This is a genomic window from Sorangium sp. So ce281, assembly GCF_051527395.1.
Taxonomy (GTDB): Bacteria; Myxococcota_A; Polyangia; order Polyangiales; family Polyangiaceae; genus Sorangium; species Sorangium cellulosum_B.
In genome coordinates this window covers 1,961,809-1,984,365 of the sequence record NZ_CP150322.1, presented here as the reverse complement: position 1 = coordinate 1,984,365, position 22,557 = coordinate 1,961,809, and the positions used below count along the sequence as shown (strand labels likewise).

Here is a 22,557-nt window from a genome sequence, read left to right as displayed (position 1 = left end):
TTGACGCCGCGGCCCCGCTATCTGCTCCGGCGCCATGTGCGACGCCAGCGTCATCGCGCGCCCGCGGGCGTCGACCTCGACGCGCGCAGCCGCTCCGCAAACCGTGGCGCTGAACCCGGCCACGGGACGGCTGTCGCCAGGGAATGGCTACGGATCCACCCAAGTCCAGACGCGCGAGAAGAGGCACACGTAGAACGTCGCCTCGCCCATCATCAACCCGTCCATGTCCACATCCGGCACCACCTCGTTCCCGAGCTCCGGCGGGATCGGTCGGTAGCCGGGGTACGTGGCCTCGATCTCCCGGGCGACCTCGTGCGCCACCGGCTCCTCCTCGCGGATGCCGGGGAGGTGGATCCCGTAGTATGGGCCGAGCAGGGACACGTGGAAGCTGAGCGCCGATTCTTCAGTGAGCCAGATGCGGGCCGAGTACGCCGGGTCGCTCCCCCCTGCCACAAGGCTGAGCGACTCGTTCTGAAGGCCGTATCGATCCCCTAGGCGGTGGATCATCGCTTCCCACGCTGGGTACTCCGCTCGCCCACGGTTTGCGGCTTCCACCAGGCGGCGGTGCTCCTCCGTGTCCTCCCAGACGGGCTCGCCCGGAGGCACATAGATGCGCTGGATTTTATGCACGCCCCGCGGGTAGAAGCGGTAGACCACGTCGAGCAGCTCGGAGCGAGTCGTCTTCATGGATTCGTCACCTTGGCGCCGAGCCCCTTGTACTTGGACTTAAACGCAGCGTCCGCCTGGATAGCAAACCTCTTGCAAAAGATCCCCGGCGGCAGGTCATAGTCCATGACGTTGGCGACATCCTCCATGATCTCTTCACTGAGGCTGGCCGCACGACCCGGATCGATTAGCCCCATCTTCTCAGTCCGGATCGGCATGTTGATGGTGAAATCACAGTTCCAGCTTCTGACCGGATGCGGGACAGTGAGTCTCCTAAAATTCAGGGTTGGCTTGGCCTCTTGCCAACCTCCGCCCTTGCCCCGACCGTCGTCCGCAACAATGGTGACAAAATTGAAATCCGACGGATCGAAACCTCCGAATACCCATGGGGCCATTCCAGGTGGACACTTCGATCTACATTCATCGCTACAGCTCAAGAAGGTCGCTCCGTCTCCGGCGATGTCGCCGATTTCGGGGCACGGGCCTGGCGGGCTCGTCGGGCTAGCTGTCGGCCTCTCCGAGCTGTCGCTCGGGCTTTCCTCTTCTTCGTCTTCGCTGTCCGTTTTGTTGCACTGGATCTTGCGCTCGCCGCCCCCCTGCGGGTCGGCCCCGAAGTCCCCCGACGCGACGGAGGAGAAGACAGGAACGGGCGGCCCGACGGGTCCGCCTGCACCTGCGCCCCCCTCCCACTCCTCGAGGGGATAGCAGTCTCCTACCGTCAAGTTGCAGGCCGGCAGCGTGCAGATGGCGACAGCCAGGATCGGAAACAGAATTCCTTTTGCGTTCATTTTATACTCCATCGAAGCACGGGACCGGCGACGACAAGCACCGACACGTAACCTGGAAGCACGAGGCTGCTCCCGCCGACCCAATCCACGTTGGCGGTCACCGACACGCCCAGCGCTCCGGCGACGTACACGTTGGTTTGCGCATGCGCGCCTGCCGCCAGCCCGGCGACCTGCCCACATAGCGCGCTCCCGCAGGCTGGCATGAAGTACATCGCGACCGATGGACCGGCACTGAAATCGCCACTCTTCCAACCAACTCCGAGGGCGACGGCGGTGCTGTTGTACACGCCGGCGCCACCGATCTGGATTGGGGGCACGACGCTGAGCAGATCGTGAACCTTGAGCGTGATATCGCTCTTGATGCGCCACGAGATTCCCGCATGCGGGCCCACCGCGAGACGCGTCGCGGTACCAGCCCGGATCCCCCCGAGGCTTATCCCGGCGCTCAGCTCGGATGCGTCTGCCGGCGTCGGGACGATACTGAGAACGAGAGCGATCCCTGTCGCCGGGCAGATCTGCCGGCCTGTCGTCCTCATCCTCTCTCTCCCTGTCTTCCGAAACATCCGAGCAACGTGGCGACGCGGGCCATTCTTCTGATCACAGGGTCGACGTCAAACGGAATCGAGACGAGAACACGACACGGACCAGGGCTCGTACCGTCCAGAGCGTGCGCCAGTGCGTAGCTGCCTGCGCGGCTCGCGTGTTCGTCAACCTGCCGGCACCGGAAGCCCGTCCACGTCGCGTCAGAGCGCACGGACGGCCTTGCGCCCCGGGGTTGCACGACGTCGCGACGTCGCCCGCGTGCCACGGCCACGACCCACCGCGACAGCCTGGGCGGGCCGCCGCCGCGGTTGGCGGTGCGATGCGGCGGCCGCGGCGAGATGTGGCCCAGCCTGAATCAGGCACCCGACGGGGCGCACGGCAAGTACGGCGGGGACGCGTGCTCGGCAGCCACCGTCGCCGGCGGCCCCGCGGTGGTGAACCCGTGCTAGCGCGGCGGGCGTCGCGGGGGGCTCGCGGTGTGCGGCGTGGAGCCGGAGGAGGGCGGCAAGGCCGGCCGAGGAGCTCCAGGAGCACGACTCCAGGCCGCGGCGAGCTCGAGCACGGCCCGAACAGGTTGGAGCCCCACGCGGCCTGCCTGCCTCGACCAGAAAAGTGGGCTCGCCATGGGTCTGGGCCGACGTACGCCTCAGCGCGCCACGCCACGCCCTACGTGGCGCGCTTTTCAAGTAGCTTCATGCGCCTGTGATCTGTGCCGTCGTCCACCACGACCCAAGGATCCAGCGGATCGTACGCCGTGACACCCCACACCGGCACCGGCGGTCCTTGAGCGATTTCAGCAAGACCGTGTCGCTTTATTTCATCGCCGGCAGCCGTCAACCTGTAGCGAGCCTCCAGCATGGGTCGTCTGTCCGTCCTATCGGGCACACTCTCCAGCGCCGCCTCGGCCCCACGGTGATCTGCCCACTGGCGCAGCCGCATGGCGATAAAGACGTCGCCGATGCGTTCCCCCCAACCACTGCGCAGCTCTTCGCCAGCCGATGAGCGGTGCATGAATACGTCAGCGGGCGTCAACCAGTTTTTTCCTAGACACGCGAACAAGAGCTGGTCAACCCAAGACAGGGTGAGCGCGTTGCCGTCCACCCGAGGAAAGAATGCAGCTTGGTGGGTGCCCAGCTCTACGAGTTCCTTCCGTGCTCGATCTGCGCGCCCACCCTCGGTGGACAGGATCGGAGACCGACCGGATAGCTTTCGCCAAGAGCGCGCCATGTGCTGGACGCGCGTCCGAGATTGAGCGCGCGCGTCGTCCTGACCGCGGCGTGCGTCGGCCGGCTTCACGCGGACGAATCCACGGCTAAACCCATCCTCCGGCGCATCTCCCAGGACGACCATGTCGAGGTCAGGGTGCTCGGGCCGATAGCGGAGCCTCCACGCGCAGAGCGCCCACAGCATCAGCCTATCCCTCCACAACCCGGACGTCCACACGACGATTCTATGCCGCGATCTCAACGCATCGATAACATCGTGAAACCGCGAACGAAATTGTGCCCTTTCCCGCCCTTGGAGGTTCCAATAATCGCACCGCTGCTCACAATGGCCTTCGGGATCGGACGCGCACGGCCCCTCCAGCACGTTATCGCGCATGAACCGCACAGGAAGGCGAGACCCGCGTCGGACCGCGCTCCGAATGTCCTCATTTGTAGTGACGTGAATAGCCATTGGAACCTCAGAACAAACACTTTTTGCACTCCGGCGATGTAGGATCCCCGGACTTGCACCGTCCATAGCAGGTTCGACACATCGTCTGGCCTGCGTCTCCAGAATTTGGCCTTGCACAAGACCGCCATGGAGCGCGGTCCATGCAATCCTGATACTTCTCGTCACAGCTCTTATTGCTTGTCAGCTCGCAACCTTCTCGACAGCTCTTATATCTAGCGTATGCGCCATCCCGACACGCTGTCCGCTGCGCTTCGTCCTCGATCTTTCCACACTGTACCGGCATCGAGTAGAGCGACAGGGATGGACCAAGGCTGACGTTGCCCGTCTTCGTGACGTATCCAACGGTAACCGCCGTTCGATCGTAGACCCCTACGCGTGCCCCCGGAATGATGCTGAGCATGTTGTGGACTTCGATCCGGAAGTCCCTCTCTTTTCGCCAGAGCCAGCCGGCGAAGGGGCTCACGGCCAGCTTGGGTTCAGTCCCGACCTGGATCCCGCCCACGCTCACGCCACTGCTGAACTCGAGTGCCTGCGCCGACGCCGGAACAAGGACGAGCGCACATGCGCAAAGCAGGCAGACGTTGCCTTGTGAGCGCATCGACATGGTGGTGACGGTCCCCCGACCGAACCCCGACACGCGCAGTGTGGGGACGCGAACAGTTTTTCCGGGTGTGATTCGGGCGTCAATGAAAACTTGAGAATTTTAGCTAGTCGATGGAAGGGCGGTTCGACCGTCCCAGGCGCATCTTGTGCGCACGCGGCTGTGCGGCCGGAGTGTCAGTCAACCAGCTGGCCGACGAACGGCCAGTCACCAGCGCCCGGCGTCGCCTTCGACCTGCGTGGCCCGCCGCACGCCCGGCCAGGGCAGAACCGGCATACGCCACGTCGGAGGCGTCGGCCGGCCGAGCCAGCGAGCGACGTCGCGGCCCCTGCTGCTCCGCGCTCGCCGCTCCGGCCCGTTCACCCCCTCACTCGCTCACCATCTCCGCCGCGGCCCCGGCGCCGTCGGCCTGCGGCGCCGGCGCGCCGGCCGTCGCCGGAGCGCCCAGCGCGACCGCCGAGCGGAGCGCGGGCAGGAGCTCGTCCGCCTTGCGCTTGCCGAGCGCGACGGCCGCGAGCACCTGCAGCCGGTCGTAGCGGTCGGCGACGAGCGACGCGAGCTGGTCGCGCAGGATCGACTCGGAGGTGCGCTTCGCCACCGTCGCGGCGGCGTTGCCGGGGCGCACCTGCTGCACGAGCGCGCCACCCAGCGTGGCGAGCAGATCGAGCTTGTCGGCGGGGAACGGGTGCTTGCCGGCGAGCGCCTCGGAGAACTCGGCGAAGAGCCCTGGAAGGGCGACGAAATCGCGCGCCTTGTCGAGCTTGCCGGAGCCCGCGCGCACCGCCGCGACGCGCTCCCGCGGCAGGAAGCCGAGCAGAGGATGCGACGCGACCTCGAGGAAGGTCAGCATCAGCTCGCGCCACGGGGCCCCCTCCGCGAGCATCTTCTCGATATCCCCCGCGCTGAGCTTCGCGACAGGCACGCGCGCCGCGGCGAAATCCAACGCCATGACCAGCGACGGCAGCTCGAAGACCTCTTTGAGCCTCGGCTCGCGGAGCGCGCTCACCGCCGCGGGCAGGTGCGGCTCCACGGCGTCGAGCGCAGCCTTGACGTTCGCGCGCATGAGGAGCGGCTGGCCCGTGAAGATGGGTAGGTCCGCCGCGGGCACCTGCTCCGCGAGCGCCCGGAAGTGCGCGAAGGCGCGCGCGGGCGCCTCGTCGGCGAAGGCGTCCGCCCGCGCAGCCGCGATGAGCGCCGCCGGATCGGCGCCGCTGGACTTGCCATCGCGCGAGCGCCGCGCCCCCTTCTTTTCGGCCTTGTCCGACTTCTTTCCCTTGTTGCCGCCCATGGGTCTCCCTTCCCTCACGTCACATCGATACGACGCGTTCCGCGGACCCTGCCATGAAAGCAGCGGCTGGTTCAATTCGCTCGGCCGGCCGGCCAGCCGTCGGCCGGCGGATCAGCACCGGCGAGATCGTGCCGCCAGGGCCGCGGCGGCGATGCGGGCGGGTCGCTCACGTCATCGGACCGAGGCGGGAGGTCAACCCGTTACAGGTCTTACAAACCCCTGGTCCGCTCAACGGGGGCCTCGTTGCGGGGCTTACAAAACAGCCTCTGTCATGGCGGGTGCCCCGTCGATGGGCGGGGAGATCCGCATCCCATCCGGCGGTGGGACCGCTCGGCCCGAGCAGGTCGCCCTCGATGTCGAGCGGTGGCGGGCGCCTCCGGCTCGGCTACACCGCGCGGGATGCTCCGCCGGCTCCGCGCATGGCTCGACCGCGCGCTCTCGCCCCGCGCGCCCGCGCCCCCCGGTCTCGCCGGGCTCGACGCGCCCGGGGCCGGGCCGCCCGAGGAGGCGCCCGAGGAGGCGCCCGAGCCGCCCGGCGGCGACGACGTCGTGGTCATGCCGATCGAGGACGCGATCGACCTGCACACGTTCGCCCCGCGCGACGTCGCCTCCGTGGTCGAGGAGTACCTCCACGAGGCGCAGCTGCGCGGGTTCCGCGAGGTGCGCATCATCCACGGCCGCGGCAAGGGCGTGCAGCGCCGCGTCGTCCGGGCCGTCCTCTCGCGCCACCCGGCCGTCGACGGCTTCCGCGACGCCCCGGCCTCCCGCGGCGGGTGGGGGGCCACCGTCGTGTGGCTCAAGCCGGCGGGCGGCGGCCTCTCGCCCTGAGCCGCCGGCAGGGCCGCCTCTGGACGAGCACAGGCTCGCGCGTAAGATGGCGCGCATGCCGCGCCCTCCCGCCACGCCCGACGACCCCGGCCCGCCGAGCCTCGCGGCCTCCACGGAGCCCCGCATGGCGAAGGGCGAGGTGCTCGCGGTGCCCCGGCTCGAGCTGTGCGTCGAGCGCGAGGCGGGCAAGCCCGCGAGCCGGGTCATGGTGCTCGACGGCGATTTCATCCGCATCGGCTCCCACCAGAGCAACGACCTGGTGCTCGCCGACCGCGCCGTGTCCCGCTTCCACTGCATCCTCGAGCGCGTGAAGTCCACGTTCCGGCTGACGGACGTCGGCTCGCTCAACGGGACGACCATCGCCGGCGTCCGCGTGCGGGACGCCGACGCCATCCTGCCGGAGTGCCGCATCGAGCTCGGCGAGTCGGTCGTGCGCATCCGCGACGCCGACGCCGTCGCCGAGACCGAGCTCGCGCGCGCGGTCAGCTTCGGGGCGCTCCAGGGCGTGTCGGTCCCCATGCGGCGCCTCTTCCCCGTCCTCGATCGCGTGGCGAAGAGCGCGCCCGACGTGCTGATCGAGGGCGAGAACGGCACGGGCAAGGAGGTCATCGCCACCGAGCTCGTCCAGCGCGGCGCCCGCGCCGACAAGCCGCTCGTCATCGTCGACTGCGGCGCCATCTCGCCGAGCCTCATCGAAAGCGAGCTGTTCGGCCACGTGCGCGGCTCCTTCACGGGCGCCACGCGCGACCGCGCCGGCGCCTTCGAGGAGGCCGACGGCGGCACCGTCTTCCTCGACGAGATCGGCGAGCTGCCGCTGGAGATGCAGCCGAAGCTCCTCCGCGCCCTCGCCTCGCGCGAGGTGCGCAGGCTCGGCGAGAGCCGGGTGCGCAAGGTCGATATCCGGGTGATCGCCGCCACGAACCGGCGCCTGGAGCGCGAGGTGAACAGCGGCAGGTTCCGCGAGGACCTCTACTACCGTCTCTCGGTGCTCACCGTGCGCGTCCCGCCGCTCCGGGAGCGCAAGGAGGACATCGGCCTCCTCGTCCACTGCTTCCTGAACGAGCTCGGCGCCGTCGACAAGGTGCACCTCTTCTCCCCCGAGGTCATCGAGGACATGAAGCGTTACGACTGGCCCGGCAACGTGCGAGAGCTGAGGAACTACGTCGAGCGCCGCGTCGTGCTCGGCGAGGGCGCCGCCATGGGGGCGGCGGCGCCCGAGCGCAGCGCAGCGCCGCCGGGCGCCGCGCCCGAGGAGCCCGCCGCGAACCTCGAGATGCCCTTCAAGGAGGCGAAGGACGCGATCATCGACCAGTTCGAGCGGCGCTACCTCGCCGCCCTGCTGGCGTGGTCGAACGGCAACGTGAGCCGCGCCGCGCGCAAAGCAGGGCTCGACCGGATGTACCTCCACCGCCTCCTCCAGCGCCACGGGCTGCGCCGCGCCGCCGCCCTCGACTGAGCCGCGCGCGAACGGGCCGCCGCCCGCGCCGGGCCGCATCGGTGCAAGAGACCACCATCCCCTGCGATAGAAAAGGGCGCAGCGGTGCTGCACATGTCACAGTCGCGTCGCAATGGCGCGATCCGTCCGTGTGCGCAACCTCGCAAAATCTCTGAATATTTCAGAAACCGATCTGCTCCTCTGGCTCGCGGAGCATGCGCCAGCGACGGAGCTCCGCCACCCCGCGGACTTCCTCCCGGCGGAGCTCGCGGGCCAGGCGCAGCAGGCGCTCGGTCGCCCCCCGCCGCCGGCGCCGGCGGAGGAGCGGGTCGAGCGCCGCTGCGCCGAGTGCGCGAAGCTGCCGCCGAAGGCCGGGCTCCGCGTGGTCGAGGTCGGCGCCGACGCCGTCTGCGACCTCTGCGGCAGCTCCGCGAACAAGCGGGCAGCGCTCGCGATGATCGGCGCGTTCCACGCGCGCGGGCTGCGGAGGCTGCTCGTGGTCGGCGGCGGGCCAGGCACGTCCGAGGACCTGCGGCAGCTGCTCGCGGGCGAGGTCGAGATCCGCATCGTGGACGGAGAGGGCCACCGCAATGCGACGAAGGCCGACGCCGATCTCCGCTGGGCCGACGTGGTCGCGGTCTGGAGCTCGACGATCCTCTCGCACAAGGTGTCGAAGCTCTACACCGATCAGCGCGCCAGCTTCCGCGACAAGCTCGTCACCGTCCCGCGGCGCGGCGTGGCCGCGCTGTGCATGGCCGTCACCGAGAAGGTGAGCGCGCCCGCGGGATGAGACGACCGGCGCCCCGCCCGCCCTCCGCGGGGCGGCGCTTCACCCTCGCTCGGGGCGGTCGATCAGCGAGCGCTCACGCGGGGCGGCTGCTCAGCCGCACCCGGCGGAAGGTGCGCCGCGCGTGGGGCACCCAGCCGTGGAAGTGCCAGCGCGCGGCCATGACCAGCCCGCGGACCCACTCGTCGGCGGCGTAGGCGACCCAGATGCCGACGAGCCCCCAGCCGAGGTGGACGCCGAGCAGCCAGGACAGCCCGACGGCCACGGCGAACATCGAGAAGACGCCGAACCCGACCGGGAAGCGGGCGTCGCCGGTGGCGCGGAGCCCGTTGATGACGACCAGGTTGAGCGTGCGGCCCGGCTCGACCAGGAGGGTCAGCCACAGCAGCCGGGAGCCGGTGGCGATCACCTCGGGATCGCGCGAGAAGAGGCCGAGCAGGCGGGGGCCGAGCAGCGCGGTGGCGATCACCAGGCTCACGCACACGCAGAGCCCGATCGCCAGGCCGCCGCGCACCAGGCGATCGGCGCCCTGCAGATCGCCGGCGCCGATGTGGTGCCCGACCACGATCTCGGTCCCGAAGCCGATCGCCATGCCGAACAGGAGCAGGAAGTGCATGATCTGCATCGTGTACGTATGGGTGGTGAGCGCCGTCTGCCCCATGTTGGCGACCATCGCGAGGATGATCATGAAGCTGATGCGATAGACCACGTTCTCGCCCGCCCCCGGCAGGCCGATGTGCAGCATCTCGCGGAGGCGATCGGGGCGAATGCGCCAGAAATCCTCGAAGGTCGGGCGGATGCCGAGGCGCGAGATCCAGAGCTGCCGGTGCATCCAGAACGAGAGCGCGCGCCCGACCACCGCGGCGAGCGCGAGCCCCATCATGCCGAGCCCCGGCGCCCCGCCGACACCGAACATGAGCGGCAGGCTGAGCGCGAGCTGCACGGCGTACATGACGATGATGAGGCGCAGCGTGTCGCGGGTGTAGGTGTGCGCGCGCAGCACAGCGCCCATCGAGAAATTCACCGCGTCGAACGCCAGCATCACGCCGACCGCGATCAGGTAAGGCTCCGCGATCGGGAACAGGGAAGGCGGCAGGCGCATCAGCTCGAGCAGCGGCCTCGCGCCGACCGCGATGACGGCGAAGCTGAAGACGCCGAGCCACAGATTGGCCGCGAGCGACGCCCGCGCGACCTGCTCCGCCCCGGCGCGGTCCCGCGCGCCGAGAACCTGGGTGACCACCACGCTCGCGCCGACGCTGACGAAGCGAAAGGTGATCATGAAGGTCAACATGATCTGGTTGGACAGCCCGTACGCGGCGGCGGCCTCGTCCGAGAGGCGGCTGACCAGCCATACGCCGAACATGCCGACGAGCATGTGCAGCAGGTTCTCGCTGAAGATGGGCCAGGTGATCTCCAGCAAACGAGGGCGAGGGAGAGCGGGGGCAGGGTTGACCGATTGCAAAGCGCCGCATCCTACTCTGCCGAAGGGCATCTCGCCATGAAGGAGCACGGCCGCGCGGGCAGGGTTGTCCCTTCCCGTATCCCCGCGTATCGATGCCTCTTGGAGAAGCGCAGTGCGGCAGGTTCGTGTACACGGACATCCACGTGGCGGCGAGCGACGTCGCCGGGGCGCTCGCTCGCGATTTCCTGAGCGATAGGGACGCCCTGCGCATGGATGGGCGGTTGCCCAGGGGGGGCCCCCGACCCCCGAGGGGAACAACGTGGCCTGGAGACCACCGGCCGCACGTGGGACCTGCGCGCACCGACACTGTATTTTTCCATGCACACAGCGTGGATTTTATCCCTTGATCAGAGGCGCGCAGAGGGCTTGCCATGGCGCTGAACTGCCCTTTTAATGCCGCGCCATCCGGATACTTCTCTTGGAGGACATGATGAAAAGCGTTTTGCTTCGCGGTGTGCTTGGCAGGTCGAGGTGGTCATTCGGCCTTGCAGTGGTTGCGTTGCAAGCCACCGTGCTGCTCGGCTGCGGTGACGCGGGGACGGAGGACGGCGCGGGCGGCGCGGGCGGCGCGGGCGGCGGCGGGGCGACCTCCGCGAGCGCGACGACCTCGAGCGCCTCGACGACGTCGGCGAGCGCGACGACCTCGAGCGCCTCGACGACGTCGGCGAGCGCGACGACCTCGAGCGCCTCGACGACGTCGGCGAGCGCGACGACATCGGCCTCGTCCACGACGAGCGCGAGCACCGGGGGGGTGCCCACGGACGGCACGCCGGTCGAGCGCCATGGCCGGCTCCGGGTCATGAACGGCAACATCGTCGGCGAGCACGGGTCCCCGGTCCAGCTCAAAGGCATGAGCCTGTTCTGGAGCCAGTGGAGCAACTACTACAACGGCAATGTCGTCAACTCGCTCGCGGACAACTGGGAGTCGACCGTCGTCCGCGCCGCCATGGGCATCGAGGGCGAAGACGGGTACCTCCAGGACGCGGGCGCCCAGAAGGCCAAGGCGAAGACCATCGCCGACGCGGCGATCGCGAAGGGCATCTACGTCATCCTCGACTGGCACGATCACAACGCGCACCAGCACATGGACCAGGCGAGGAGCTACTTCCGCGAGGTGGCGCAGGCCTACAAGAACACGCCCAACGTCATCTTCGAGGTCTTCAACGAGCCCCTCAACACGAACACCTGGCCCGCGGTGAAGTCCTACGCCGAGGCGGTGATCTCCGAGATCCGCGGCCAGGGCGCGAACAACCTGATCATCGTCGGCTCGCCGAACTGGTCGCAGGACGTCGACATCGCCGCGGACAATCCCCTCAGCGATCAGAACGTGGCGTACACCCTCCACTTCTACGCCAACACGCACAAGGCGTCGCTGCGCGAGAAGGCCCAGAAGGCCATCAACAAGAAGCTGGCGCTCTTCGTGACCGAGTGGGGGACCTGCTCCGCCGACGGCAACGGCCAGCTCAACCTCGGCGAGTCGCAGACCTGGCTCGACTTCCTGGACTCGCACAACATCAGCTGGGCCAACTGGTCGCTGGGCGACAAGGCCGAGGCGTGCTCCGCGCTCAGGCCCAACGCAAACCAGATGGGCAACTGGAACGACAACGACCTCACCGAGTCGGGCAAGTGGGTGAAGGGGAAGATCGCAGAGTGATCCCCGTGCGGGTCACCGGCCGCTCGCGCCGGTGACCCGGCCCCGACCGAGGGCGCCGCTCACCCGTGCGCTCGTTTGCTCTCCACGGACAGGGGCCGCCCGGCACAGAAGGGGCATTGATCGTCCGAGCACCAGTCGTCGTCCTCGAGGCCGAGCGCCCGGAGCTGCTCCAGCTCCCACGCGCGCGCCTCGGGCGAAAGCGGGGCGGGACAGGTGGACTTGGGGTCTCGCAGGCTGCTCAACATGGACGGTCCCGTTCGGTTGTGCTCCGGAGAGCGATTCCGGGATCTATCGCGCACAGCCCTGCAGCGCCCGCGAAATCGGCCGAGCCGCGCCGCGTCTGTCCGTGGTTGAGACGAACGGAAAAGACCTCTGAAGGACGGTCCCCTGGCAAACGGCAGTTCCGTCAGTTCCCCCGAAACCACGTCTCTGCGCTGCCGCAGCGTCCAACCGTAGTCCCGTGGAGGGAGCTCGTCGCGCGCTTCAGCGAAGCCCTCCCGCGCGCAGCCGCTCGGCGACCTCCCGGCGTCGCAGCTTGCCGCTCGTCGTCTTGGGCAGCTCGCCCGGCGGGACCAGGACGACCTGGTCGACCGTGACGCCGTTCGCCCGCAGCGCCTCGCGCACGCGCTCCGCGAGGCCGGCGTGCTCGGACGCCTCGGCGCGCGTCTCGGCCACCACATAGACCGACTCGGTCTGGCGCTCCTCGACGAACAGCCCGACCGCGACCACGCACCCGGCCCGGATCCCGTCGACCCGGGCGGCGATCTCCTCGATCACGGCGGGGATCATCGTGTGACCGCCCTTGATGATCACCTCCTTCTTCCGGCCGGTGACGAACAGCGTCCCGCGATCGATGAACCCGAGATCGCCCGTGCGCAGCCACCCGCCCACGAGCGCCTCGGCGGTCGCCTCGGGCTCGTTGAAATAGCCCTCCATCACCGTCTCCGAGCGCACCTCGATCTCCCCCACCGTGCGCTCCGGGACGGGGCTGCGCTGGGCGTCCACGATCCGGATCTCCGTGCGCGGGATCGGCCTGCCGACGCCGGTGAGCTCCAGCGAGAGGGGGCCAGGCGCAGCCGCCTCGACGCGGCCCTCGCGCTCCAGGAGGCCGCGGTCCACCGTGAGGGCGCGCGGCTCGGCGTAGAGGTCGGGGAAGGTCACGGCGACCGTCGCCTCGGCCAGCCCGTAGACGGGGAAGAACGCCTCGACGCGGAAGCCGCAGGGCGCGAACGCCTCGGCGAAGCGGCGGAGCAAGGCGGGGGAGATCGGCTCGGCGCCGATCATCGCGCACCGCCACGCGCCGAGATCGAGGCCCGCCTCGGCGGCGCGGCGGGCGAGGCCGATGCAGATGGCATAGGCGCTCGGCGGCCCGAGCGAGATGACGCCCCGGATGCTCGACATCTCCGCGAGCCACGAGAACGGCCGCGTCCGGAACTCGAGCGGCGAGAGCATGTGAACGGGGAAGTCGTTGAAGAGCGGGAAGAGCAGCCCGCCGACGAGGCCCATGTCGTGGTGGAGCGGCAGCCACGAGACGCCCCCCGCGCCCTCGCCGCGCACCGGGAGCCGCTGGCTCATCGCGTCGAGGTGCAGCATCAGCCGCTCGTGCGGGATCACCACGCCGCGCGGGTGCCCGGTGCTGCCGCTCGTGAGCTGGATGAGCGCGGGCCCGGGCGCGCGCTCCGGATCGGGCAGCGAGCCCGCGAGGGGCGCGTCGAGCAGCGGCTCGGCGGCGAGCTGGACGAGGCCGTCCGCCCCCCCTTCGCCCTGCGCGAAGCCGAGCAGCGCGGACGAGACCACGAGCGCGCGCGCGCCGACGCGGGCGGCCGTCCTCCGGAGCTCGCCGAGGAACGCCGGCACGTCCGTGAGCCGATAGGGCACCCCGACCTGGATCGGCACCGCGCCGAGCACCCAGACGCCGAAGAGGCACGGCACCGCCACCTCCACGTCCGTCACGAGCAGGAGCACGCGATCGCCCGGGCGCACCCCCGCCGCGAGCAGGCCCGACGCCGCCGCGCACGCGCGGCGCCAGTACTCCGCCCACGACCAGCCGACGAACTCGCCTTGCTGCTTGTGATAGAACCCGAATCGATCCGGCGTCGCCTCGGCGCGCGCCCTGAGCAGGCCCGCGACCGTGCGCGCAGAGGGCCCGCGGCTCACGGCGCGCGCCCCGGCTCGGGCGAGGGCGCGACGCCGAGGCGCTCGCGGCCGCCGCCCTTCGTCGCCACGATCATGTACTCGAGCGCGGTGCGGCGCGCGAAGGAGAGCCGGCCCACGGTCATGTACGTCTGGAGCAGCCGCGAGAAGCCGGGCGCGCGGGCGTCGATCCGGGCGCGGTTCGCGCGCACGTTGTCGATCCACCGGGCGACCGTGTGCACGTACGAGCTCGTGAGGTCCTCGACGCGCCGGACGTCGAGGCCGGCCTGCTCGATCATCCCGAGCTCCTCGGCCAGCGAGATCAGGCGGCAATAGCCGAGCGCCTCGACGAAGATGTACTGGGTCGCGGAGCTCTCCCGGTCCCCGCGGGCGCGCGCCGGGAAATAGCAGTCGGAGATGAGCAGCCTGCCGCCCGGGCGCAGCGCGGCGGCGATCTTCTGGTGGATCCGCTCGCGGTTGTGCATGTGCACGATGCTGCCCACGAAGAGCACGGCGTCGAGCGACTCGGGCGCGAGGTCGATGTCCTCGATATGAGCGAGGTCGATGCGGACGCGCGAGGCGACGCCCGCCCTGTCGGCACGGCGGAGCGCCTCCTGCCGCTGCTTGTCGCTCAGCGTGACGCCCTGGAAGCTCCCGCCGGTGCGCTCGGCGAGATAGAGGAGGTTCGAGCCCCAGCCGCACCCGACGTCGAGGACGCGCTCTCCGGGGTGGATGTCGAGCTCGCGGCGGACCCAGTCGTACTTGCGCTCTTGCGCCGCCTCCAGGCTCTCGGCAGGATCGAGGAAGATGCCTGTCGCGTAGGCCAGGCGGCTGTCGAGGACCATGGAGAATATCTCCGGGTCGTTCTGGTAATGAGCGGCGACCTCCCGCCGCTCGTGCTCCCGCTGCTCCTCGGGCGTCCGGACGGCGGCCTCGCGCTCGGCGCGCGTGCGCGGGGCGGTCAAGGCGCCCCTCCCCGGCCGCCCCGCGCCGCGAGCTGCGCCTCGACAAAGGCGATGACGTCGCCGACCGTGCTGATCTGCGCCTGATCGGGCGCCGCGAAGTCGGGCGCCACGATCTGGAATCGCTCCTCGAGCGCGACGTTGACCTCGATGAGCGCCAGTGAATCCACGCCGAGGCCGCCCTCGAGCGACAGGTCGGGAGTCACCGCATCGACGCTCATCCCACATCGCTCTGCAATGATGGTACGGACCTCTCTGGCGATCTCCGGATCTCCGCCGCCCGCCGCCTGCGGCTGCTTCCGAAGCGCCGCCTCGCTCTTGTTCATCGCGCTCTCCAGTCCAGGGTTCGGCGCGCGACCATCAGCACGCCAGCGCGATAGATGCTCATGCCAGCGCCGGTCACGGCCGTAGCGCGACGTACCATGATCGCCAGTCGTCGTCCATGGCCGGACGAGCCCGCTCGGCCGCGAGGTCAGCGCGTCGCGGGCGCGCTCGCGCGCTGCGCGCCGGAGCCCACGCGCGACAGGCGCGCGAGGCCCGGCCGCGGCGCCTCGCCGCGGCCCGGCGCGCCGGGGCGAGCGGCTCAGTCGTCGAAATCGCCGTCGAACCCGCCGCCGTCATCGAACCCGCCGCCGTCATCGACCCCGCCGCCGTCATCACCCCACGGATCGCCGTCATCCGCCCCGTCCCCCTCGCCGCCCGCCGAGAGGTCGTCGCCGCCGCCGCGATCCGCGCCGTTCAAGAGGTCAGGATTCTCGGCGGCCTCCTGCGCTGTGCCGAGCATCGTGCCCGCCGGGTTCACGAAGAGGACGTGTGGAGGCGTGAGCATGTGCATGAACGAGGTGATGAGCATCACGTCCAGCACCATCCCCAGCGGGCTGGGTGGGTAATAGACGACGAACGGGTCATAGCCCGGGTGCGTGGGGCCCACGGGAGGCCGCTCGGCGCCCGCGCCGTCACCCGCGCCGTCACCCGCCGGAGCGTGCACGAGGCGCGCGTCGGCGTGGTGATGCTCCACGCGCGCCTCCGGCATCGTGGCCTTGAGGGCGCCCTCGACCCGCCCGACGAAGGACTCGAACTGCAGCCGCGCCGCCTCGAACAGCGCCGGATCCTTCGCCAGGGGCTCGACGCGGCGGCGGTAGTCCTCGGCGGACTCGCCGGCTCGCGGCTCGAGATCCCGCAGGCGCCCGCCGATGGAGACGAGCCCCGCCGGCTCGTCGTCGGCGTGCTCGGTGCGCGCCCGCGTCTCGATGACCAGGTGCAGCCCCGCCTCCTCGTGCTCGGCGGCGAACCTGAGCTCGCTGAACCCGCGCCCGAACACGGCGGAATGCTCGGACAGCGCGAGCACGAGGTCGGGAAGGTCGTCCGGCTTCCCGTCGGTGTCCTGGAAGATGACCGTGTCGTCGATCACGAGCGAGAGGGCGTTCGTGACCCCGAGCTGGACGAGCGCCCCCCGCACCTGATCGACCACGGCGGTGGCCTCGAGCTCGACGCGCACGCGATCGGTGTCGAGATCCACCGTGGCGCCGAAGCTGCGCTTCAGCTTCTCCCAGACGGTGGGGTTGCGCTGGATGATGCTGCCCTTGAGCGAAACGTGGATCTGTCCGATGAGCCGCATACGCGCTACTTAGCACCGCGGCGGCGCGCCATCGTCGACGATGCTCGCTAGCCGAACGTGAAGCGCTGCGCCACGCGCTTGTACGCCTGCTCGACGACGCGGCGGGCGTGGTGGATCGCGCTGGAGTGGGGGAACTGCAGCGAGGGCGGCGCGCCCTCGTCGACGCCGCCGTGCGCGGAAGGCGCCGCGTCCGAGAGCCGGCGCGCGAGGGCGCCCACGGTGTCGACCTCGAAGTCCTTCGAGTTCTCGTCGAGGAAGCGGCAGAGCCCGCGGAGCCGCTCGACGTTGAGCCGGTTCGGGAAGCCGCGGCGCGCCTCCGCCGAGTCGAGGAAATAGAACTCGAACGAGTGGGTCACCAGCGTGACCTCCTTCACCCCGAGGGCGCGGTAGCGGAGGAGACAGTGCTTGATCTCGTCGAGCGTCACCGCCGTGATCTGAAGGTGCCTGAAGCGCTTCGTGGGCTCGATGAAGTTCGTGACCGGCAGCTCGTACACCCCCGGCTCGGGCGTCTCGAAGAGGCCGAGGCGCGCGCCCGGATACTGCATCTTGCAGTTCTTGCTGAAGTAGCAGGGGTTGTAGTTGCTGCTCAGCACGAGCCCCGCCCGCTTCATCGCCCGCCAGGTGTCGTTGCTCGCGCCGAAATTGCCGGCGCGGTAGCCGAGCAGCTCGCTCGCCGGGACGCCCGCGCGCACGAGCAGGTCGCGCCCCTCGAGGAGGAGCCGCGTCTGCTCCTCGACCGGGTAGTCGGCGATGTCGTCGGAGACGCGGGGCTCGCCCCGGGTGTGCCAGTCCGCGCGCCGCTGCACGGGGTGCACGTGCAGCTGCACGTCGTGGCCGCGGCTGTGCAGCGCCTGGCACACGCTCGTCAGCCCGTCCATCCCGAAGCTGTACGAGCCGATGGCCTCGACGAAGAACGTCCCGCGCTGGCCGTACGCCTCGAGCTCGCGCATGATGAGCTCGATGCCGAGGGGCTCGCGCTGGTTGACGAAGCGGCCCCAGATCCGGAGATCGTAGCCCATCGCGGGAGACTTGGTATCGCCCAGGATGCGCTCCTCGGCGCACTCGACGTCCACGGTGATGTATACCCGCGTCCTCCCGTCAGCCATCGCCAGCTCCTCCCTCACCGCGCTTCTGAAGAACCATCGTGATCGTCGGGGACACGAAGCCCACGTGCATCCCGAGCGGGCCGAGCAGCCGGTTCGCCGCCGAGAAGGCCATGAGCCGCGGCCCGGACAGCCCCATCTTGGCCTTCAGGTCGACGATCAGCCGGCCCCGATCCTGCTGCGAGATGTCGACATAGTCGCCGAACCCGCGCCGGAGCTCCCAGGGGAATACGCTGTAGATCGACCTGCCCGGGAACAGCGGGCGCAGCAGCCGAGGCACGTAGTTCATCAGGATACGGCGGCTGTGGCACTCGACCGGCCAGAGGCGGTTGCTCGTGCCCAGGATGACGATGAACCCCCACGGCGCGAGCACCCGATCGATCTCGCGCTGGACGGCCGGCAGGCGCTCGGGCGGGATGTACTCGAGCACGCTGTTGCAGGAGACGAGCTCGAACTCCCGATCGGCGAACGGCATCGCGGTCGTGTCGGGGACGTGATGAACACGGATCCGGTCCGACAGCCCGTGGCGCTCGGCGTTCAGCTGCGCCAGCTCGACGTACATGGGGTCGACGTCGAGCGCGGTCACGTCGGCGCCCAGGGTCGCGAGCACGACCGACGTCCCGCCGAAGTGGCAGCCGAACTCGAGCACCTTCTTGCCGCGGACCGACGTGAAGAGGTCGTCGTAGGCGTAGCGGCTGCGCCGCCACTCCAGCGCGGCATACCCCCCGACCCACGGGTCGTCGGGATCCCAGCCGTGGCGCCGCGCGCTCTCGCGGAAGCGGTGATCGGCGTCTGCGTCGCGGACAGCCGGCGGGGTGGCGGCGCTCTGGCTCGGCTCGCTCATCGGGGAAAAGCTCAAGCGTCGGCTGTCCCTGCGGGCAGCAGCGGCGCCCGGTAGATGGCGAACAGGAAGGGCGAGAACCAGGGGTTCGTCTCGCCGGGGACCACCCGGCGCGCGATCGCCTTGAGGGGCGGGACGACCTTCCAGACGACACGCCGCGCCAGGAGCGGCGCCTCGTCGTCCAGCCAGAAATCGAAGTGGCCCCCGGTGTATCGGGCCTGGACGATCTCGGCGCCGTTGCGGCGGGCGGCGGCCTCGAGGAACGGCAGGTTCATGATGCGGGTGTTGTGGCCGTTCAGGTTCTTGCGATCGAGCAGCCAGTGGAGCGCCTTCTGCCCGCCGGCGAAGTTCGGCATGCCCACGACCACGGTGCCACCCGGCTTCACCAGCTCGAAGTGCCGATCCATCACCGCCCCGGCGTCATCGAAGTGCTCGATGAACCCGAAGGAAGCGACGACATCGAACTTCTGCTGGGGCCTCCAGCTGAAGAAGTCCCCCTTCTCGATCTTGCCGACCTTGATGCCGCGCTTCCGGATCTCCTGCTCGACGACCTCCGGGTCGCAGGCGTAATCTAGGCCGTACGCCGTGAACCCCAGGCGCCCGCAGAAGTCGACGAGGATGCGGCCTGGTGCGCAGCCGATCTCGAAGAACGACAACCCCTCCCCGCGCGGCAGGAAGGGCGCGACGTCGTCGTAGATCTCGCAGCCGCCCCCCAGATCGTCGGTGCCGACGTAGCCCTTCCAGTGGTTCTCCCAGTACTCCTGTGACGTGAGCTTCAACGTCGCCTCCTCGATGCCATCGCGAAAAGGGCGGCTCCATGAGGAGCCTCCCGGAGAACCGCAGTCGACCACGCGCGGCGCGGGCGATCGAATGCTGCCCGAGACTCGTTTAGTTTGACGAATCCTAGAGGACGGGGAGGCTCACATGCAAGCCGGCCCTCCGCCTTCTTCCCGCGCCTCCGTTCTTCAACGCAAGCGCATCCTCATCCTCAACGCTGGCGCGGCGCGCGGCGCGCGGCGCGCGGGGCGCGGGGCGCCCGGGCCCGCTCCCCGGAGCGCCGCCGCGCGGCGCGTCGCGCGTCGCCAGCGCTAGGAGGCGGCCCCCTGCTGGAGGCGCTCGCGGAGCAGGACCTCGAGCGTGGCGAGCGCCTTCGCGAAGCCGTCGATGCCCTCGCTCAGCTTGTCGCTCGCCATCCGGTCGGCGGCGTGCATCGCGCGGAACGCCGCCTCATCCATCGGGATCTTCGCGATCTGCAGGGCGCGCGCCGCGTCGGGGTCGAGCTTCCTCGGCAGGTCGCCGCGCGCGGAGGCGAGCTCCGAGAGCAGCTTCGGCGAGATCGTCAGGAGGTCGCAGCCGGCGAGCTCCTTGATCTCGTCGATGTTGCGGAAGCTCGCGCCCATCACCTCGGTCTTGTAGCCGTGCTTCTTGTAGTAGTTGTAGATCTTCGTAACCGAGACGACGCCGGGGTCCTCGGCGGGCGCGTAGCTCGTGCGGCCGGTGTCCTTCAGGTACCAGTCGAGGATGCGCCCGACGAACGGCGAGATGAGCGTCACGCCTGCCTCGGCGCACGCGATCGCCTGGTGCAGCCCGAAGAGCAGCGTGAGGTTGCAGTGGATGCCCTCCTTCTCGAGGACCTCCGCCGCGCGGATGCCCTCCCACGTCGAGGCGATCTTGATGAGGACGCGCTCGCGCGAGACGCCGGCCTCCTCGTAGAGGCGCACGATGCTCCGGCCCTTCTCGATGGTCGCCTGGGTGTCGAAGGAGAGGCGCGCGTCGACCTCGGTCGAGACGCGGCCGGGGATGATCTTCAGGATGCGCAGGCCGAAGTCGACGGCGAGCCGGTCGAACGCGAGGCTCACGACGTCGCCCGGCTCCTTGCCCCGGCCCACCTCCTTCTGGCCCCAGGCGAGCGCGCCGCTCACGATGTCGGCGTACTCGGGCATCTGGGCCGCCGCCGTGATGAGCGACGGGTTCGTCGTCGCGTCCTGGGGGCGGAATTTCTCGATCGAGTTGATGTCGCCGGTGTCCGCGACGACGACGGTGTACGCCTTGAGGCGCTCCAGCAGGTTCTGGTCCATGGGCGGCATTGTACGAGCAGCCGGCCAGGACGCTTCAAAGCTTTCGTGGCCTTCGTGTGAGGACCCCCTCCGGCTGGATGCACGGCCGGCGGTGGCCTATGGAGAGGGCCCCGTGGAGCCGCCCCCCAACGCCGTCGCGCAGCACGTCCTGTCCACCTACGATGATCGCCTCTCGGTCCTGCGCGCCGAGGCCGGCGCGCTCGATCGCCGCTCGAAGACGTTCTCGCTGCTGCGCGGCGTCTCGTTCCTGGCGGCGGCCGTGGCCGGGGGGTACGCGCTCTTCGGCGACGTGCCGCGGTGGGTCACGTACGCCGCCGGGGCGGTGACCGCGGTGTTCCTCGGGCTGCTCGTCGCGCACGCGCGCCTCGTCACCCGGATGACGGAGCTCGAGCAGCGCATCGGCCTCTACGTGCGCGGCAAGCGGCGGGTCGCCGGCGATTTCGCCGATTTCCCGGAGCGCGGCGACCGGTTCGCCGCGCCGGACCACGATTACGCGGGCGATCTCGACGTGTTCGGGCAGGCGTCGCTGTTCCAGCTGCTCAACGTGGCGCAGACGGGCGAGGGCGAGGCCACGCTCGCGGCCTTCCTCGCGGAGCCCGCCCCGGCGCCCGCCGTGGCGGCGCGGCAGGAGGCGGTGCGGGAGCTCGCCGGCCTCGGGGCGTTCCGGGAGGATCTCGCGGTGGTGGGCATGCAGGCGGGGGCGCGCGGGCGCGAGGCCGGCCCGCTCATCGCGTGGGCCGAGGCGCCCCCGGCGCTGCTCGGCCCGGAGGCCCGCGTCGGCGGCCTGCCGGTGAGCGCGCTCCTGACCGCTGCGAAGGTGCTCGTGCCGCTGACGCTGGCGCTGCTCGCGGCGCCGCGGTTCATCCCGGCGGAGCAGCTCGGGCTGCTCCGCCACGCGTACCTCCTGCCGCTGGCCGCCCAGATCCTCGTGCTGGTCCTGCTGCGGCCCGCGGTCGAGCCGATCGTCGCCGCGGCCTCGTCGCGCGAGGCGCCGTTCGCCCGGTACCGGCCGATCCTGGCCCGCGTCGAGGAGCAGGCGTTCTCGTCGGCGCTGCTCCGCGAGCTCAAGGCCGAGCTCGCGGGGCCCTCGGGCGTGCTCGCCTCGCGGGAGATGACGGCGCTCGAGAGCCGGGTCGGCTACTCGGACCTGCGCCACAGCGGGCTCGTCCACATCGTCGCCAACCTGTTCCTGCTCTGGGACGTGTGGTGCGCGCTCGCGCTGGAGCGGTGGAAGCTGCGCGCGGGCCGGCACGTGAAGGCGTGGATGCGGACGCTCGGGCACATGGAGGCGCTCGCGAGCCTCGCGACGTTCGCGCACGAGAACCCCGACTACGCGTACCCCGACGTGAAGGACGGCGAGCCGCGCTTCGCGGCGGCAGGGCTCGGCCACCCGCTCCTCCCGCGCGACCGGCGGGTGACGAACGACGTCTCGCTGGAGGGCGCGGGCGCCGCGCTGCTCGTCACGGGGTCCAACATGTCCGGCAAGAGCACGCTGCTGCGCGCCGTCGGCGTGAACGCCGCCCTCGCCCTCGCGGGCGCGCCGGTCTGCGCGTCGTCGCTGTCGCTCTCGCCGGTCCGCGTGCGGACGAGCATGCGGATCAAGGACTCGCTCGAGCACGGCGTCTCGCACTTCTACGCCGAGCTGACCCGCCTGAAGCGCGTCGTCGACGGGGCGAACGGCGGCGAGCGGGTGCTGTTCCTGCTCGACGAGATCCTCCACGGCACGAACGCGCGGGAGCGCCAGATCGGGGCGAGGGCGGTCGTGCGGCACCTCGTCGCGCAGGGGGCCATCGGCGCGGTGTCGTCCCACGACATGGGGCTCGCCGTGCTGGAGCAGGAGACCGCGGGACGGGTGCGCAACATGCACTTCGAGGAGCTCGTGGTCGAGGACAGGATGACCTTCGACTACAAGCTGAAGCCCGGCGTGGTGACGAGCGCGAACGCGCTGCGGCTCATGAAGATCATCGGGATCGACCTCGACTTCTCGGAGGGTGAGCGGACGGCGACCGCGGCGGCAATGGCGGCGACAACCGCGGCGGCGGCGCGGGAATGAGCGACGGCGACGGCGGTGACGACCGCGGCGATGGCTCGGG

21 protein-coding genes are annotated in these 22,557 nt (G+C 70.1%); 5 read left to right on the top strand and 16 right to left on the bottom strand.

Going from position 1 to position 22,557, the window contains the following annotated elements; genetic code table 11:
- Positions 1–147: 147 nt before the first annotated feature.
- The 5 genes from WMF27_RS07530 to WMF27_RS07510 form a co-directional block, all read right to left on the bottom strand.
- A complete protein-coding gene (locus tag WMF27_RS07530; protein ID WP_437944041.1) occupies positions 148–687 on the bottom strand; it encodes a hypothetical protein in 540 nt (179 codons plus the stop codon).
- On the bottom strand, positions 684–1,454 hold the full coding sequence (locus WMF27_RS07525; protein WP_437944040.1) for a hypothetical protein: 771 nt from the start codon (positions 1,452–1,454) through the stop codon (positions 684–686). Before WMF27_RS07525 ends, WMF27_RS07530 begins: the two co-directional genes overlap by 4 nt.
- On the bottom strand, positions 1,451–1,990 hold the full coding sequence (locus WMF27_RS07520; protein ID WP_437944039.1) for a hypothetical protein: 540 nt from the start codon (positions 1,988–1,990) through the stop codon (positions 1,451–1,453). The genes WMF27_RS07525 and WMF27_RS07520 overlap by 4 nt, the downstream gene beginning before the upstream one ends.
- A 673-nt stretch (positions 1,991–2,663) precedes the next feature.
- Positions 2,664–3,098 (bottom strand): hypothetical protein, encoded by a 435-nt coding sequence (locus WMF27_RS07515; RefSeq protein WP_437944038.1) that lies wholly within the window; start codon positions 3,096–3,098, stop codon positions 2,664–2,666.
- Between the two features lie 1,544 nt (positions 3,099–4,642).
- Entirely contained in the window at positions 4,643–5,563 is a 921-nt protein-coding gene (locus tag WMF27_RS07510; protein ID WP_437944037.1) for a hypothetical protein, read from the bottom strand.
- Positions 5,564–5,962: 399 nt separating this feature from the next.
- On the opposite strand from WMF27_RS07510, the gene WMF27_RS07505 reads away from it, so the two are divergent.
- The 3 genes from WMF27_RS07505 to WMF27_RS07495 all read left to right on the top strand — a co-directional run bounded on the left by WMF27_RS07505 (position 5,963) and on the right by WMF27_RS07495 (position 8,616).
- A complete protein-coding gene (locus WMF27_RS07505; protein ID WP_437769600.1) occupies positions 5,963–6,391 on the top strand; it encodes a Smr/MutS family protein in 429 nt (142 codons plus the stop codon).
- A gap of 55 nt (positions 6,392–6,446) precedes the next feature.
- On the top strand, positions 6,447–7,847 hold the full coding sequence (locus tag WMF27_RS07500) for a sigma 54-interacting transcriptional regulator (protein WP_437944036.1): 1,401 nt from the start codon (positions 6,447–6,449) through the stop codon (positions 7,845–7,847).
- Positions 7,848–7,977: 130 nt separating this feature from the next.
- Positions 7,978–8,616, top strand: a complete 639-nt coding sequence (locus WMF27_RS07495; protein ID WP_437769602.1) for a hypothetical protein — start codon at positions 7,978–7,980, stop codon at positions 8,614–8,616.
- Between the two features lie 73 nt (positions 8,617–8,689).
- Here WMF27_RS07495 and WMF27_RS07490 read toward each other — a convergent pair whose 3' ends face one another.
- Together WMF27_RS07490 and WMF27_RS07485 are read right to left on the bottom strand one after the other, a co-directional pair.
- On the bottom strand, positions 8,690–10,075 hold the full coding sequence (locus WMF27_RS07490; RefSeq protein ID WP_437944035.1) for an MATE family efflux transporter: 1,386 nt from the start codon (positions 10,073–10,075) through the stop codon (positions 8,690–8,692).
- Between the two features lie 390 nt (positions 10,076–10,465).
- Positions 10,466–10,819, bottom strand: a complete 354-nt coding sequence (locus WMF27_RS07485; protein ID WP_437944034.1) for a hypothetical protein — start codon at positions 10,817–10,819, stop codon at positions 10,466–10,468.
- 7 nt (positions 10,820–10,826) lie between these two features.
- On the opposite strand from WMF27_RS07485, the gene WMF27_RS07480 reads away from it, so the two are divergent.
- A complete protein-coding gene (locus WMF27_RS07480; protein WP_437769605.1) occupies positions 10,827–11,729 on the top strand; it encodes a glycoside hydrolase family 5 protein in 903 nt (300 codons plus the stop codon).
- Positions 11,730–11,788: 59 nt separating this feature from the next.
- Here WMF27_RS07480 and WMF27_RS07475 read toward each other — a convergent pair whose 3' ends face one another.
- The 9 genes from WMF27_RS07475 to WMF27_RS07435 all read right to left on the bottom strand — a co-directional run bounded on the left by WMF27_RS07475 (position 11,789) and on the right by WMF27_RS07435 (position 20,464).
- Positions 11,789–11,974 (bottom strand): hypothetical protein, encoded by a 186-nt coding sequence (locus tag WMF27_RS07475; RefSeq protein ID WP_437944033.1) that lies wholly within the window; start codon positions 11,972–11,974, stop codon positions 11,789–11,791.
- A 238-nt stretch (positions 11,975–12,212) separates the two neighbouring features.
- Positions 12,213–13,886, bottom strand: coding sequence for an AMP-binding protein (locus WMF27_RS07470; RefSeq protein ID WP_437944032.1), 1,674 nt, complete (start codon positions 13,884–13,886; stop codon positions 12,213–12,215).
- On the bottom strand, positions 13,883–14,827 hold the full coding sequence (locus tag WMF27_RS07465; RefSeq protein WP_437769608.1) for an SAM-dependent methyltransferase: 945 nt from the start codon (positions 14,825–14,827) through the stop codon (positions 13,883–13,885). Before WMF27_RS07465 ends, WMF27_RS07470 begins: the two co-directional genes overlap by 4 nt.
- Positions 14,824–15,150: an acyl carrier protein gene (locus WMF27_RS07460; protein WP_437944031.1), complete on the bottom strand. Its 327-nt coding sequence runs from the start codon at positions 15,148–15,150 to the stop codon at positions 14,824–14,826. The genes WMF27_RS07465 and WMF27_RS07460 overlap by 4 nt, the downstream gene beginning before the upstream one ends.
- 257 nt (positions 15,151–15,407) lie before the next feature.
- Positions 15,408–16,442 (bottom strand): hypothetical protein, encoded by a 1,035-nt coding sequence (locus tag WMF27_RS07455; protein WP_437944030.1) that lies wholly within the window; start codon positions 16,440–16,442, stop codon positions 15,408–15,410.
- A gap of 47 nt (positions 16,443–16,489) precedes the next feature.
- The gene (locus WMF27_RS07450) at positions 16,490–17,548 is read right to left on the bottom strand and encodes a polysaccharide deacetylase family protein (RefSeq protein ID WP_437769611.1); all 1,059 of its coding nucleotides are present in this window, start codon (positions 17,546–17,548) and stop codon (positions 16,490–16,492) included.
- On the bottom strand, positions 17,541–18,389 hold the full coding sequence (locus WMF27_RS07445) for a methyltransferase domain-containing protein (RefSeq protein WP_437769612.1): 849 nt from the start codon (positions 18,387–18,389) through the stop codon (positions 17,541–17,543). Before WMF27_RS07445 ends, WMF27_RS07450 begins: the two co-directional genes overlap by 8 nt.
- 11 nt (positions 18,390–18,400) lie before the next feature.
- Complete coding sequence (locus WMF27_RS07440; RefSeq protein ID WP_437769613.1) at positions 18,401–19,165, bottom strand: class I SAM-dependent methyltransferase; 765 nt, start codon at positions 19,163–19,165, stop codon at positions 18,401–18,403.
- A 309-nt stretch (positions 19,166–19,474) separates the two neighbouring features.
- Positions 19,475–20,464, bottom strand: a complete 990-nt coding sequence (locus WMF27_RS07435) for a transaldolase (RefSeq protein ID WP_437769614.1) — start codon at positions 20,462–20,464, stop codon at positions 19,475–19,477.
- Between the two features lie 112 nt (positions 20,465–20,576).
- Here WMF27_RS07435 and WMF27_RS07430 point away from each other — a divergent pair, with 112 nt between their 5' ends.
- The gene (locus WMF27_RS07430) at positions 20,577–22,517 is read left to right on the top strand and encodes a MutS family DNA mismatch repair protein (protein ID WP_437769615.1); all 1,941 of its coding nucleotides are present in this window, start codon (positions 20,577–20,579) and stop codon (positions 22,515–22,517) included.
- The last annotated feature ends 40 nt before the right edge of the window (positions 22,518–22,557 follow it).